Origin of the sequence: Streptomyces solicavernae, from assembly GCF_029968095.1 — a bacterium.
GTDB lineage: Bacteria > Actinomycetota > Actinomycetes > Streptomycetales > Streptomycetaceae > Streptomyces > Streptomyces solicavernae.
In genome coordinates, this window is the sequence record NZ_JASCIR010000003.1 from 316230 (window position 1) to 329402 (window position 13173).

The window sequence follows — 13173 nt, forward strand, 5'->3', positions numbered from 1 at the left end:
TCAGACACCGTCAGCCTCCTTTCCGTCACTGGCAGTATCGCCGCCACCACTGACAATCAACTCCCGCTCCTGGCGCGAGCGTCGACGCGGCACGGGCGGCAGGGTCTGTCCCGGAAGCGGCGGCACGGGATAACCGCCGGCCATCGGGTCGAACGCGGGCTCCCGCTCGACGGGAGCGGCCTGCGCCTCGGCCCTCTCCCGCTTGTCGCGGAAGATGTCGACGACGAAGGAGATCAGCAGCAGAGCCAGGACACCGCCGCCGACGTACAGCACGATCCCCGTGAAGGCGACGTTCTCGTTCCGCAGCGTGCGTACGGTCGCGACCAGCATCAGCCAGGCCACCGACACCGGGATGAGCACCTTCCAGCCGAGCTTCATCAGCTGGTCGTAGCGGACACGGGGCAGGGTTCCGCGCAGCCAGATGAAGAAGAACAGCAGCAGCTGCACCTTGAGGACGAACCAGAGCATCGGCCACCAGCCCTGGTTGGCGCCCTCCCAGAAGGTGCTGATCGGCCAGGGCGCGCGCCAGCCGCCGAGGAACAGCGTGGTGGCGACGGCAGAAACCGTCACCATGTTCACGTACTCGGCGAGCATGAAAAGCGCGAACTTGATGGAGCTGTATTCGGTGTTGAAACCGCCGACGAGGTCGCCCTCGGACTCCGGCATGTCGAACGGGGCGCGGTTGGTCTCGCCGACCATCGTGACCACGTACAGCAGGAACGACACCGGCAGCAGCAGGATGAACCACCGGTCGCCCTGCGCCTCCACGATCGCCGAGGTCGACATCGACCCCGAGTAGAGGAAGACGGAGGCGAACGCGGCGCCCATCGCGATCTCGTACGAGATCATCTGCGCGCACGAGCGCAGGCCGCCGAGGAGCGGGTACGTGGACCCGGAGGACCAGCCCGCGAGGACGATGCCGTAGATGCCGACGGAGGCGACCGCGAGGATGTAGAGCATCGCGATCGGCAGGTCCGTGAGCTGCATCGTGGTGCGCTGGCCGAAGATCGAGACCTGGTTGTCGGCCGGGCCGAAGGGGATCACCGCGATCGCCATGAAGGCCGGGATGGCGGCGACGATCGGCGCGAGGACGTACACCACCTTGTCGGCGCGCTTGACGACCACGTCCTCCTTGAGCATCAGTTTGATGCCGTCCGCGAGGGACTGGAGCATGCCCCAGGGGCCGTGCCGGTTGGGGCCGATGCGCAGCTGCATCCAGGCGACGACTTTGCGCTCCCAGACGATGGAGAACAAAACCGTCACCATGAGGAACGCGAAGCAGAACACCGCCTTGATCGCGACGAGCCACCAGGGGTCGCGCCCGAACATGGACAGGTCTTCCGCGGCGAGCGTGCTCATGGCGGCCGCTTCCATCAGTGCCTGACTCATGACCGCACCTCCTTGGCGTCCGAGGCGGCGGCCACGGCCGGGCCGATGCGGACGAGTTCACCGGGGCGCGCCCCTGTGTCCGAAGTGACGCCGCCGCCCGTCGAGTTGAGCGGGAGCCACACCACGCGGTCGGGCATCTCCGTGACCTGCAGCGGCAGTTCGACGCCGCCGTCTGGGCCGGTGACCGCGAGGACGTCGCCGTCCTTGACGCCCGCCTCGGCGGCGGTGGCCGCGGAGAGCCGGGCCACGGCCGCGTGCCGGGTCCCGGCCAGCGCCTCGTCGCCCTCCTGCAGGCGACCCCGGTCGAGCAGCAGCCGGTGCCCGGCGAGCACGGCCTCCCCGGCGCCGGGGCGCGGCAACTGCCCTGCACTCTCCTGGGGTTCGCCGGCGCGCGGGCCGTCCCAGGCGCCGAGCCGGTCCAGCTCGCGGCGGATGGTGCGCTGGTCCGGCAGGCCCAAGTGGACGTCCATCGCGTCGGCCAGCATGTGCAGCACGCGCGCGTCTGTGGGCGGCAGCTGCCGGGTCATCTGGTCCGGCTTCAGGGCGGCCTCGAACATCCGGGACCGGCCCTCCCAGTTGAGGAACGTGCCGGACTTCTCCGCGACGGCGGCGACCGGAAGGACGACGTCCGCCCGCTCGGTGACCTCGCCGGGCCGCAGCTCCAGACAGACCACAAAGGCCGCGTCGAGTGCGGCACGCGCGCGTGCCGGGTCCGGCAGGTCCCGGACCTCGACACCGGCGACGACCAGGGCGCCCAGCTCGCCGGTGGCGGCGGCCTCCACGATCTGCCCGGTGTCGCGGCCGTAGCGGTGCGGAAGTTCGGCCACGCCCCACACGGCGGCGACCTCGTCACGCGCGCGTGGATCGGTCGCGGGCCGCCCGCCGGGCAGCAGCGCCGGCAGCGCACCCGCCTCCAGGGCGCCGCGCTCACCGGCCCGGCGCGGGATCCACACCAGCTGGGCCCCGGTCGCGGTCGCCACGCGTACGGCGGCGGTGAGGCCACCGGCCACGGCCGCCAGCCGCTCGCCGACGACGATCACCGCGCCCTCGGCGCGCAGCGCCTCGGCGACCCTCGCACCGTCCTCGCCGAGCCCGACTCCGGAGGCGAGCGCGTCCAGCCACTCGGTCTCGGTGCCGGGCGCGGCGGGCAGCAGCGTGCCGCCCGCCTTCTCCAGGCCGCGGGTGGCGTACGGGGCGAGCGCGAAGGTCCGCTGGCCGTGCCCCCGCCAGGCCTTGCGCAGGCGCAGGAAGACGCCGGGCGCCTCCTCCTCGGCCTCGATCCCGGCGAGCAGCACCGCGGGCGCCTTCTCAAGGGCGGTGTACGTGACACCCTCGCCTCCCCCGGACTCCGTCCGGGAGGTGCCCCCGAGATCCCGGCCGCGCCCGGCGACCCGGGCGGCCAGGAAGTCGGCCTCCTCGGCGGAGTGCACGCGCGCGCGGAAGTCGATGTCGTTGCCGCCGAGCGCCACGCGCGCGAACTTGCTGTACGCGTACGCGTCCTCGACGGTCAGGCGTCCGCCCGCGAGCACACCCGCACGCGCGCGTGCCGCCCTGAGTCCCGCGGCCGCCGCCTCCAACGCCTCGGGCCAGCTGGCCGGTTCGAGCACACCGTCCTCGTTGCGGACGAGCGGGGTGGCGAGCCGGTCACGCTGCTGGGCGTAGCGGAAGCCGAAGCGGCCCTTGTCGCACATCCACTCCTCGTTGACCTCCGGGTCGTTCGCCGCGAGCCGCCGCATGACCTTGCCGCGCCGGTGGTCGGTACGGGTGGCACAGCCGCCGGAGCAGTGCTCGCAGACCGACGGCGAGGAGACGAGGTCGAAGGGCCGCGAGCGGAACCTGTAGGCGGCCGAAGTGAGCGCGCCCACCGGGCAGATCTGGATGGTGTTCCCGGAGAAGTACGACTCGAAGGGGTCGCCCTCACCGGTGCCGACCTGCTGCAGCGCGCCCCGCTCGATCAGCTCGATCATCGGGTCGCCCGCGATCTGGTTGGAGAACCGGGTGCAGCGCGCGCACAGCACACACCGCTCACGGTCGAGGAGCACCTGCGTGGAGAGCGCGACGGGCTTCTCGTACGTGCGCTTCTTGCCCTCGAAGCGGGAGTCCTCCTGGCCGTGCGAGACGGCCTGGTTCTGCAGCGGGCACTCGCCGCCCTTGTCGCAGACCGGGCAGTCCAGGGGGTGGTTGATGAGCAGAAGCTCCATCACGCCCTTCTGCGCCTTCTCCGCGACCGCCGACGTCAGCTGGGTCTTGACGACCATGCCGTCGGTGCAGGTGATGGTGCAGGACGCCATCGGCTTGCGCTGGCCCTCGACCTCGACGATGCATTGGCGGCAGGCGCCGGCCGGGTCGAGCAGCGGATGGTCGCAGAAGCGCGGGATCTCGATGCCGAGCTGTTCGGCGGCGCGGATGACGAGCGTGCCCTTGGGGACGCTGATGTCGATGCCGTCGATGGTCAGGGAGACCAGGTCCTCGGGCCCAGGAGCCGCCTCGCCGCCCCCGGAGGGAGCATTTGTCGTGACCGTCATGCGTTCACCTCCGTGTGCTTGTCGGCCCAGAGGGTCGACTTGGCCGGGTCGAAGGGGCAGCCCCTGCCGGTGATGTGCTCCTCGTACTCCTCGCGGAAGTACTTGAGGGAGGAGAAGATCGGCGAGGCGGCGCCGTCGCCGAGGGCGCAGAAGGACTTGCCGTTGATGTTGTCGGCGATGTCGTTCAGCTTGTCGAGGTCGGACATGGTGCCCTTGCCGTCCTCGATGTCGCGGAGCAACTGGACCAGCCAGTACGTGCCTTCGCGGCAGGGCGTGCACTTGCCGCAGGACTCGTGCGCGTAGAACTCGGTCCAGCGCGTGACCGCCCGTACGACGCAGGTGGTCTCGTCGAAGCACTGCAGGGCCTTGGTGCCGAGCATCGATCCGGCGGCGCCGACGCCCTCGTAGTCGAGCGGGACGTCCAGGTGCTCGTCGGTGAACATCGGGGTCGAACTGCCGCCCGGCGTCCAGAACTTGAGGCGGTGGCCGGGGCGCATGCCGCCGCTCATGTCGAGGAGCTGGCGCAGCGTGATGCCGAGCGGGGCCTCGTACTGGCCGGGGGAGGCGACGTGGCCGCTCAGCGAGTAGAGCGTGAAGCCCGGGGACTTCTCGCTGCCCATCGACCTGAACCAGTCTTTGCCCCGATTCAGGATCGCGGGAACCGACGCGATGGACTCGACGTTGTTCACGACAGTGGGGCAGGCGTACAGACCGGCGACAGCAGGGAAGGGGGGTCGCAGCCGGGGCTGGCCACGCCGTCCTTCGAGAGAGTCGAGCAGCGCGGTTTCCTCACCACAGATGTACGCCCCGGCGCCGGCATGCACGGTGAGTTCCAGATCGAGTCCTGAGCCCAGGACGTCATCCCCCAGATAACCCGCCTCGTACGCCTCTCGTACGGCCTCGTGCAAGCGGCGCAGCACGGGGACGACTTCACCCCGCAGGTAGATGAACGCGTGGTTCGACCGGATCGCGTAGCAGGCGATCACAATGCCCTCAATGAGGCTGTGCGGGTTCGCGTAGAGGAGCGGGATGTCCTTGCAGGTGCCCGGCTCCGATTCGTCGGCGTTGACAACTAGATAGTGCGGCTTTCCGTCCCCCTGCGGGATGAACTGCCACTTCATCCCGGTGGGGAATCCGGCGCCGCCGCGGCCGCGCAGACCGGAGTCCTTCACGTACGCGATGAGGTCGTCCGGGGACATCGCGAGCGCCTTGCGCAGGCCCTCGTACCCCTCGTGCCTGCGGTAGGTGTCCAGGGACCAGGGGCGGTCCTCGTCCCAGAACGCCGAGAGGACGGGGGCGAGCAGCTTCTCGGGCCCGTGCTCTCCTCCGGTGTCCGGCCGGGAGCCCCCGTAGGCGGTGGACACGGTCATCACTCCCCCTCCTCGGCGGTGGGACCGGCCGGGTGGTCCGGGTCCGATGCCGACGTCTGCTGCGGTGCGTCGTGCGAGCTGGGGTGTTCGGCGGGTGACTCGCCCTGCGGGGCCTCGCCGCGGGGGTGGACCACGCGCGCGGGAGGGGCCTCGCCCTTGGCCAGGCGGAGGCCGATCAGCGAGGCGGGCCCTGCGGCTCCGCCTGCTTCGACGGCGCCCTCGCGCTCGTCCGGGAACCCGGCGAGGATGCGGGCGGTCTCCTTGAAGGTGCAGACCGGGGCGCCGCGCGTGGGCTCGACGGGGCGGCCCGCGCGCAGGTCGTCCACGAGCTGCTTGGCCGAATCCGGGGTCTGGTTGTCGAAGAACTCCCAGTTGACCATCACCACGGGAGCGAAGTCGCAGGCGGCGTTGCACTCGATGTGTTCGAGGGTGACCTTGCCGTCGTCGGTCGTCTCGCTGTTGCCGACGCCGAGGTGCTGCTTCAGCTCGTCGAAGATGGCGTCGCCGCCCATGACGGCGCACAACGTGTTGGTGCAGACGCCCACCTGGTAGTCACCGCTCGGCTTGCGCCGGTACATCGTGTAGAAGGTGGCGACCGCGGTGACCTCGGCGGTGGTGAGGCCGAGGACGTCCGCGCAGAACTGCATTCCGGTGCGGGTGACGTGCCCTTCCTCGGACTGCACGAGGTGCAGCAGCGGAAGCAGCGCCGAGCGGGAGTCCGGGTAGCGGGCGATCACCTCGCGCGCGTCCGCTTCGAGCCGGGCGCGTACGTCGGCCGGGTAGTCGGGGGCGGGGAGTTGGGGCATCCCGAGCGATACATCGGTCACCGGTCGACGCCTCCCATCACGGGATCGATGGATGCGACGGCGACGATCACGTCGGCGACCTGGCCGCCTTCGCACATGGCCGCCATGGCCTGCAGGTTGGTGAACGACGGGTCACGGAAGTGCACCCGGTAGGGGCGGGTGCCGCCGTCCGAGACGACATGCACGCCGAGCTCGCCCTTGGGCGACTCCACCGCGGCGTACGCCTGGCCCGGCGGGACCCGGAAGCCCTCCGTCACCAGCTTGAAGTGGTGGATCAGGGCCTCCATCGAGGTCCCCATGATCTTCTTGATGTGGTCGAGCGAGTTGCCCAAGCCGTCCGGCCCGAGGGCCAGTTGGGCGGGCCAGGCGATCTTCTTGTCGCCGACCATGACCGGCCCAGGCTCCAGGCGGTCCAGGCACTGCTCGACGATCCGCAGCGACTGGCGCATCTCCTCCAGGCGGATGAGGAAGCGGCCGTAGGAGTCGCAGGTGTCGGCGGTGGGCACGTCGAAGTCGTACGTCTCGTACCCGCAGTACGGGTCGGTCTTGCGCAGGTCGTGCGGCAGGCCCGTGGAGCGCAGGATCGGTCCGGTGGCGCCGAGGGCCATGCAGCCGGCGAGGTCGAGATAGCCGACGTCCTGCATGCGGCCCTTGAAGATGGGGTTCCCGGTGGCGAGCTTGTCGTACTCGGTCAGGTTCTTCTGCATCTTCTTGACGAACTCGCGGATCTGGTCCACCGCACCGGGCGGCAGGTCCTGGGCGAGCCCGCCGGGGCGGATGTACGCGTGGTTCATCCGCAGGCCGGTGATCAACTCGAAGATGTCCAGGACCAGTTCGCGGTCCCGGAAGCCGTAGATCATGATCGTCGTCGCGCCGAGCTCCATGCCGCCGGTGGCGATGGCGACGAGGTGCGAGGACAACCGGTTCAGCTCCATCAGGAGCACGCGGATGACCGTCGCGCGGTCCGGGATCTCGTTCTCGATGCCGAGCAGCTTCTCCACGGCCAGGCAGTACGCCGTCTCGTTGTAGAACGGCGTCAGGTAATCCATGCGCGTGACGAAGGTGGTGCCCTGCGTCCAGGTCCGGTATTCGAGGTTCTTCTCGATGCCGGTGTGCAGATAGCCGATGCCGCAGCGGGCCTCGGTGACCGTCTCGCCGTCGATCTCCAGGATGAGGCGGAGCACTCCGTGCGTGGACGGGTGCTGCGGGCCCATGTTGACGATGATGCGCTCGTCGTCGGACTTCGCCGCCTGCTCGACGACCTCGTCCCAGTCGCCGCCGGTGACGGTGTAGACGGTGCCCTCGGTCGTCTCCCGACCGGACGCGTGGGACGTTGCGTTGGATGCTGACATCAGCTGTACGACCTCCGCTGGTCGGGAGCCGGGATCTGGGCGCCCTTGTACTCGACGGGAATGCCGCCGAGCGGGTAGTCCTTGCGCTGCGGGAAGCCCTGCCAGTCGTCCGGCATCATGATCCGGGTGAGGGCCGGGTGCCCGTCGAAGACCAGGCCGAAGAAGTCGTAGGTCTCGCGCTCGTGCCAGTCGTTGGTCGGGTAGACCGGGACGAGGGACGGCACGTGCCGGTCGTCGTCCGGGGCGCTGACCTCCAGGCGGATCACGCGGCCGTGGGTGAGCGAGCGCAGGTGGTAGACGGCGTGCAGCTCGCGGCCCTTGTCCTCCGGGTAGTGCACGCCGGAGACGCCGGTGCACAGCTCGAAGCGGAGCGCCGGGTCGTCGCGCAGGGTCCGCGCGACGCGGACGAGGTGTTCGCGGGCGATGTGGAAGGTGAGTTCGTCCCGGTCGACGACGGTCTTCTCGATGGCGCTCGCAGGGAGCAGGTCCTGCTCCTCCAGAGCGCCCTCCAGCTCGTCCGCGACCTCGTCGAACCAGCCGCCGTACGGCCGGGACGAGGCGCCGGGCAGGCGTACGGAGCGGACCAGGCCGCCGTAACCGGAAGTGTCGCCGCCGTTGTTGGCGCCGAACATGCCCCGCTGGACGCGGATCTCCTCGCCGTGGTCGCCGCGCTGGCCCGGCAGGTTCTGCGAACCGAGGTCCTTCTCGGGGTTCACGCCGTTGTCGCCGCCTGCGGCCTTGTTGCCGTTGTTGTTGCTTGCGCCGTTGTTGTTGCTCGCGCCGTTGTTGCTTGCGCCGTTGTTGCTCGCGCCGTTGTTGTTGCTCTCGCTCACCGCAGCAGCCCCTTCATCTCGATGGTGGGGAGCGCCTTGAGCGCCGCTTCCTCCGCCTCGCGGGCCGCCTCCTCGGCGTTCACGCCGAGCTTGGAGGTCTGGATCTTCTGGTGGAGCTTGAGGATCGCGTCCATCAGCATCTCCGGCCGGGGCGGGCACCCGGGCAGGTAGATGTCCACGGGGACGACGTGGTCGACGCCCTGGACAATTGCGTAGTTGTTGAACATTCCGCCCGACGACGCACAAACCCCCATGGAGATGACCCACTTGGGATTCGGCATCTGGTCGTAGACCTGTCGCAGGACGGGCGCCATCTTCTGGCTGACGCGGCCGGCCACGATCATCAGGTCGGCCTGGCGCGGCGATCCGCGGAAGACCTCCATGCCGAAGCGCGCGAGGTCGTACCGCCCCGCCCCGGTGGTCATCATCTCGATCGCGCAACAGGCGAGGCCGAAGGTCGCGGGGAAGACGGACGACTTGCGCACCCAGCCCGCGGCCTGTTCGACGGTGGTCAGCAGAAAGCCGCTCGGCAGCTTCTCTTCGAGTCCCATAGGTGCCCCCTCAGCCCCTCAGTCCCATTCCAGGCCGCCGCGCCGCCATACGTACGCGTAGGCCACGAAGACGGTGAGCACGAAGAGCAGCATCTCCACGAGCCCGAAAATCCCCAGGGCGTCGAAGGTGACGGCCCAGGGGTAGAGGAAGACGATCTCGATATCGAAAATGATGAAGAGCATCGCCGTCAGGTAGTACTTGATCGGGAAACGCCCTCCGCCGGCCGGCGTCGGCGTCGGCTCGATGCCGCATTCGTAGGCTTCGAGCTTGGCTCGGTTGTACCGCTTTGGACCGATGAGCGTGGCCATGACCACGGAGAAGATCGCAAAGCCGGCGCCTAGGGCTCCCAATACGAGGATGGGCGCATACGCGTTCACCGCTCCTCGCTCCTCTCAGTCGACATTGACTGCTTCGGCGGACGGACCGCCGGACCTGCGAGCCCCACGAAGATCGCGCTTATGTGAGGCAGTTCACAAGCCCAACTGCCTCGCATCCTATGCCCGGCGGTCTGTGATCTGCGACACGGGGTGCGTCAACGCCTTTGTGATCTCCACCACCTGACGAAGGATCATGAAGTCGGATGAGCGGTGATCTACATACGCGAAGCACCGAACTGATCACCATAGGTGACATCTGTACGCGTCATGCCTGGTCAAGAGGGGTGCGGCATTATCAAGCCATGACCATTGCAAGCAAATTGGTGCTGGACGGAAGCAGCTGATAACGCGCCCTGTCTCTCGATGCGCGCTACACCGACCAACGGCCGGAGGGCGAAGCCCGGGCCGAGCGAGCGGACCTCCGGGAGGGGATGGGAGCCGCGACGGACGTGAAGTCGTACGCGTACTTGTGAGGCGCGCGTGACGCACGGGGCGCATGGGGCGCGCGGGGCGCGAGAGGCGTCCGCACGGGCGCCCGCCGGAGGAATGCGTGCACGCGTTCACGAGCGGACGGCAACCACAGAACCGTCACATCCACGCCGCCACCCGACACCACCCCGACGGCACCCCGGCAGCACGCCACCGACACCCCGGCAGCCCCCCTCCCCCCCCCCCCGACGACACCACCCAGCACCCGACAGCGCCCCGGCCTCACCAGCCGCCCGCATCCGCGCACTTCACGCACACACCCAGGGCACCCAGCGGTCACGACCGGCGCGATGCGTTCACACGACATAGCGGATCGCATCGGACATTACTGAACGAACACCCCGTCAACTCCCCAGGGAAAGCCCCGACGTTCGCGCGCGGTTACCCGTTCCACCGGTGACCTTTCCGTGACCTGTGCCACGTCGCCGATCCGTCGCGAACGCCGGGCTTGGCCACCGACCGGATCCGGTGGTAAGCGAAGGGCAAATGGGACGTAACCCAGAAAACCAATGATCAAAGGCCCGATCCCTGGTGTCCACATTGCCCGTTACGGCGTCAATAAAGGCCGACACGCCCGGGATTCACGCCACGGGCACGCAACTGTGGCGCACCACACGTTTCTTGAAGGGAACCCGGAGGCTTTGATAGCCGTTGTCCTCATGTCCCACACCGCTCACATACCCAGCCACCGGAAGCCCCGCCCGCAGCGCACCAACAAGCTGCGCGCCGGAGTTGCCGGTGGCGTCCTCAGCACCCTCGCGGTGGCCGGCACCGCCGGTTCGGCGCACGCGGCCGAGCCGATGACCGAGACCATCGAGATGCCCACGCTCACCACTGAGCTGGCGACCAAGGTGGCCGCGAGCGCGGACGCCACCCAGCAGGCCGCGGACTCCTACAAGCTGCAGGCCGAGCAGGACGCCGCAGCCGCGAAGGCCGCCAAGGAGGCCAAGAAGGCCAAGGCCAAGGCGATCGCCAAGGCCAAGGCCGAGAAGGAGGCGAAGGAGCGCGCCGCCGAGGAGCGTGCCGCCCGCGCCGCCGAGCGCCAGACGCTCAGCGCCACCACCGCCTCCGACACCGTCGACTCCATCGCGCCCGCCACCGGCAGCATGGGTGCCGTCATCAGCTTCCTGCAGGCGCAGGTCGGCGACGCGTACGTGATGGGTGCCTCCGGCCCCAACGCCTGGGACTGCTCCAGCCTGGTGCAGGCCGCGTTCAAGCAGGCCGGTGTCGACCTGCCGCGCGTCTCCCAGGACCAGTCGATGGTCGGCACCGAGGTGGGCACCGGCAACCTCCAGGTCGGCGACATCCTGTACTGGGGCGGCAAGGGCTCCGCGTACCACGTGGGTGTGTACATCGGCAACGGCCAGTACCTCGACGCCGCGAACCCCAGCAAGGGCGTCGTCATCCAGGACCTGTCGGGCTACCCGGCCGACGGCGCGGTCCGCGTCATGTGACGGACCCCCACAGCGCACGAAAGGGCCGCCGCTCCGCGAGGGAGCGGCGGCCCTTTCGCCTTCGTCACCACGGCCGTCAGGCCTTCGGAGCCACCTTGGAGAGGCCGTTGATGATGCGGTCCATCGCGTCGCCGCCCGTGGGGTCGGTGAGGTTGGCCAGCATCTTCAGCGTGAACCGCATCAGGACGGGGTGCGTCAGGCCGCGCTCCGTGGCGATCTTCATGACCTTCGGGTTGCCGATGAGCTTCACGAAGGCGCGGCCCATCGAGTAGTAGCCGCCGTAGGTGTCCTTGAGGACCTTCGGGTAGCGCTGCAGGGCGAGTTCGCGCTGCGCGTCGGTGGCGCGGGCGTGCGCCTGCACGATCACGTCGGCCGCGAGCTGCCCCGACTCCATGGCGTACGCGATGCCCTCACCGTTGAACGGATTGACCAGGCCGCCCGCGTCACCCACGAGCAACAGGCCCTTGGTGTAGTGCGGTTGACGGTTGAACGCCATCGGCAGGGCGGCGCCGCGGATCGGCGTCGTCATGTTCTCCGGGGTGTACCCCCAGTCCTCCGGCATCGACGCGCACCACGCCTTCAGGACCTCGCGCCAGTCCAACTCCCGGAACGCCTTGGAGGAGTTGAGGATGCCGAGGCCGACGTTGGACGTGCCGTCGCCCATCCCGAAGATCCAGCCGTAGCCGGGAAGGAGCCGGTCCTGCGGGCCGCGCCGGTCCCACAGCTCCAGCCACGACTCCAGGTAGTCGTCGTCGTGGCGCGGGGACTCGAAGTACGTACGGACAGCGACGCCCATCGGGCGGTCCTCGCGGCGGTGCAGGCCCATCGCGAGGGAGAGCCGGGTCGAGTTGCCGTCGGCGGCGACCACCAGCGGGGCGTGGAAGGTCACCGCACGCTTGTCCTCGCCCAGCTTGGCGTGCACGCCCGTGACGCGGCCGGTCCGCGCGTCGAGGACCGGGGCGCCGACATTGCACCGCTCGTAGAGGCGGGCGCCCGCCTTCTGCGCCTGGCGGGCCAGCTGCTCGTCGAAGTCGTCGCGCTTGCGGACGAGTCCGTAGTCCGGATACGAGGCGAGGTCCGGCCAGTCGAGCTGGAGCCGCACCCCGCCGCCGATGATCCGCAGGCCCTTGTTGCGCAGCCAGCCCGCCTCCTGAGAGATGTCGATGCCCATCGACACGAGCTGCTTCGTGGCGCGCGGCGTGAGGCCGTCGCCGCAGACCTTCTCGCGCGGAAACGCCGTCTTCTCCAGGAGCAGGACGTCCAGTCCGGCCTTCGCGAGGTAGTACGCCGTCGTGGAACCGGCTGGCCCGGCCCCGACGACGATCACATCTGCGCTGTGTTCGGAGAGGGGCAGGGGCTCGGTCACGGCGGATCTCCCCGGGCTCGGAGGTATGGAGTTCGGCTGTCGGCAGATTCACGTGCCGAAGCGCACTGGACACGGGCAGTCTATGGGGGCGTACTGATCACGGACCGAAGGGCTGCCTCGTATGACGTCACCGACGCCGAGCTCCGCCGCACCCGCCCCCACCGTCAGGCTGCGCGTCCCCACGGAGGAGGACGCGTACGCCTGGCACCGGGTCTTCGACCACCCGGACGTCATGGAGTTCCACGGCGGCAGAACGGCCGAGCTGTCGGAGTACGAGGAGCTGACCGCCCGCCAGCGCCGGCACGACGCGGAGCTCGGCTTCTGCCTGTGGACCGTCCTCGACGAGCACGCTCGGGTGCTCGGCTTCACCGGGGCCCAGCCCTGGCCGTACGAGTGGGGCCCCAAGGGCGCGACAGAGATCGGCTGGCGCCTCGGCCGGGATGCCTGGGGGCGCGGGTACGCGACGGCCGCGGCGCGGACGACCCTGGAGCGGGTCCGGGCGGCCGGGGTGAGCGAGGTGGTGGCGATGGTCGCCGCTGGGAACGAGCGCTCGATCGCCGTGACCCGCCGCCTCGGCATGGAACTCGGGGAGACGTTCACGACGCCCACGGGACGGACGGGGTACTGCTTCCGCCTTGAGCTGTAGGCCGAGGAGCTGCA

11 protein-coding genes are annotated in these 13173 nt (G+C 69.4%); 2 read left to right on the plus strand and 9 right to left on the minus strand.

Annotation, left to right across the window (positions count from 1 at the left end; translation table 11 throughout):
* From nuoH to QIS99_RS06400, 8 genes are all read right to left on the minus strand, one after another.
* Positions 1-1389: an NADH-quinone oxidoreductase subunit NuoH gene (nuoH, locus tag QIS99_RS06365; protein WP_282511285.1), complete on the minus strand. Its 1389-nt coding sequence runs from the start codon at positions 1387-1389 to the stop codon at positions 1-3.
* Positions 1386-3914, minus strand: a complete 2529-nt coding sequence (locus QIS99_RS06370; RefSeq protein ID WP_282511287.1) for an NADH-quinone oxidoreductase subunit G — start codon at positions 3912-3914, stop codon at positions 1386-1388. The genes nuoH and QIS99_RS06370 overlap by 4 nt, the downstream gene beginning before the upstream one ends.
* Positions 3911-5284, minus strand: a complete 1374-nt coding sequence (gene nuoF / locus QIS99_RS06375) for an NADH-quinone oxidoreductase subunit NuoF (protein ID WP_282511289.1) — start codon at positions 5282-5284, stop codon at positions 3911-3913. The genes QIS99_RS06370 and nuoF overlap by 4 nt, the downstream gene beginning before the upstream one ends.
* Positions 5284-6090: an NADH-quinone oxidoreductase subunit NuoE gene (gene nuoE, locus QIS99_RS06380; protein WP_282511431.1), complete on the minus strand. Its 807-nt coding sequence runs from the start codon at positions 6088-6090 to the stop codon at positions 5284-5286. The genes nuoF and nuoE overlap by 1 nt, the downstream gene beginning before the upstream one ends.
* A gap of 17 nt (positions 6091-6107) precedes the next feature.
* A complete protein-coding gene (locus QIS99_RS06385) occupies positions 6108-7442 on the minus strand; it encodes an NADH-quinone oxidoreductase subunit D (protein WP_282511291.1) in 1335 nt (444 codons plus the stop codon).
* Positions 7442-8158 carry an NADH-quinone oxidoreductase subunit C gene (locus QIS99_RS06390; protein WP_282511433.1) on the minus strand — a complete coding sequence of 239 codons (717 nt, stop codon included), beginning with the start codon at positions 8156-8158 and terminating at the stop codon, positions 7442-7444. The genes QIS99_RS06385 and QIS99_RS06390 overlap by 1 nt, the downstream gene beginning before the upstream one ends.
* A gap of 113 nt (positions 8159-8271) precedes the next feature.
* Positions 8272-8826 carry a NuoB/complex I 20 kDa subunit family protein gene (locus QIS99_RS06395; RefSeq protein WP_016640165.1) on the minus strand — a complete coding sequence of 185 codons (555 nt, stop codon included), beginning with the start codon at positions 8824-8826 and terminating at the stop codon, positions 8272-8274.
* A gap of 18 nt (positions 8827-8844) precedes the next feature.
* Complete coding sequence (locus QIS99_RS06400) at positions 8845-9204, minus strand: NADH-quinone oxidoreductase subunit A (RefSeq protein WP_003974383.1); 360 nt, start codon at positions 9202-9204, stop codon at positions 8845-8847.
* Positions 9205-10352: 1148 nt separating this feature from the next.
* Between QIS99_RS06400 and QIS99_RS06405 the strand changes: the two genes are divergently transcribed.
* Complete coding sequence (locus QIS99_RS06405; RefSeq protein ID WP_282511297.1) at positions 10353-11147, plus strand: C40 family peptidase; 795 nt, start codon at positions 10353-10355, stop codon at positions 11145-11147.
* Between the two features lie 76 nt (positions 11148-11223).
* On the opposite strand, the gene QIS99_RS06410 is transcribed toward QIS99_RS06405, so the two are convergent.
* Positions 11224-12513 (minus strand): geranylgeranyl reductase family protein, encoded by a 1290-nt coding sequence (locus QIS99_RS06410; protein ID WP_282511298.1) that lies wholly within the window; start codon positions 12511-12513, stop codon positions 11224-11226.
* A gap of 121 nt (positions 12514-12634) precedes the next feature.
* Here QIS99_RS06410 and QIS99_RS06415 point away from each other — a divergent pair, with 121 nt between their 5' ends.
* The gene (locus QIS99_RS06415; protein ID WP_282511300.1) at positions 12635-13159 is read left to right on the plus strand and encodes a GNAT family N-acetyltransferase; all 525 of its coding nucleotides are present in this window, start codon (positions 12635-12637) and stop codon (positions 13157-13159) included.
* Positions 13160-13173 lie beyond the last annotated feature (14 nt).

Coding starts and splice junctions, on each gene's coding strand:
- nuoF (WP_282511289.1), bottom strand. CDS start 5,284: ATGACCGTGTCCACCGCCTACGGGGGCTCCCGGCCGGACACCGGAGGA.
- QIS99_RS06405 (WP_282511297.1), top strand. CDS start 10,353: ATGTCCCACACCGCTCACATACCCAGCCACCGGAAGCCCCGCCCGCAG.
- QIS99_RS06385 (WP_282511291.1), bottom strand. CDS start 7,442: ATGTCAGCATCCAACGCAACGTCCCACGCGTCCGGTCGGGAGACGACC.
- nuoH (WP_282511285.1), bottom strand. CDS start 1,389: ATGAGTCAGGCACTGATGGAAGCGGCCGCCATGAGCACGCTCGCCGCG.
- QIS99_RS06370 (WP_282511287.1), bottom strand. CDS start 3,914: ATGACGGTCACGACAAATGCTCCCTCCGGGGGCGGCGAGGCGGCTCCT.
- QIS99_RS06395 (WP_016640165.1), bottom strand. CDS start 8,826: ATGGGACTCGAAGAGAAGCTGCCGAGCGGCTTTCTGCTGACCACCGTC.
- nuoE (WP_282511431.1), bottom strand. CDS start 6,090: ATGCCCCAACTCCCCGCCCCCGACTACCCGGCCGACGTACGCGCCCGG.
- QIS99_RS06415 (WP_282511300.1), top strand. CDS start 12,635: ATGACGTCACCGACGCCGAGCTCCGCCGCACCCGCCCCCACCGTCAGG.